This is a genomic window from Sandarakinorhabdus oryzae, assembly GCF_009733735.1.
Taxonomy (GTDB): Bacteria; Pseudomonadota; Alphaproteobacteria; order Sphingomonadales; family Sphingomonadaceae; genus Sandarakinorhabdus; species Sandarakinorhabdus oryzae.
In genome coordinates, this window is the sequence record NZ_WNJP01000419.1 from 1 (window position 1) to 543 (window position 543).

1 protein-coding gene is annotated in these 543 nt (G+C 60.8%); it reads left to right on the forward strand.

Annotation, left to right across the window (positions count from 1 at the left end; genetic code table 11):
• Nucleotides 1-14 precede the first annotated feature (14 nt).
• The coding region (locus GJ693_RS16635; protein ID WP_268893166.1) for a beta-ketoacyl synthase N-terminal-like domain-containing protein at nucleotides 15-543 on the forward strand (529 nt) is incomplete at its 3' end.

Genomic DNA, 543 nt, shown 5'->3' on the forward strand with positions numbered 1-543 from the left:
AAAGGCGAGGTATCATGAGGCGGGTTGTGGTCACGGGGATGGGCATTGTCTCTTCCATCGGAAACAACACTCAGGAAGTGCTTGCGAGTCTGTATGAAGCCAAGCCGGGCATCACTCATTCGGAAGATTATGCCAAGCTTGGTTTCCGGTCGCAGGTTTTCGGCAGGCCGTCTCTGAACCCTGCGGATGTGGTCGATCGTCGTGCAATGCGTTTTCTCGGCGAGGGCGCTGCGTGGAATCACGTTGCGATGGAGCAGGCGATCCGCGATGCGGGCCTCGAAGAGTCCGATATCGTCAATCCGCGCACCGGCATCATCATGGGTTCGGGCGGCCCGTCCGCGCGCGCCATCGTCGACGCCGCCGACATCACCCGCACCAAGGGACCGAAACGCGTCGGCCCGTTTGCCGTCCCCAAGGCCATGTCGTCGACAGCGTCCGCGACACTGGCGACCTGGTTCAAGATCAAGGGCGTCAACTATTCGATCTCGTCGGCCTGCGCCACGTCCAACCATTGCATCGGCAATGCCTACGAGACCATTCAGG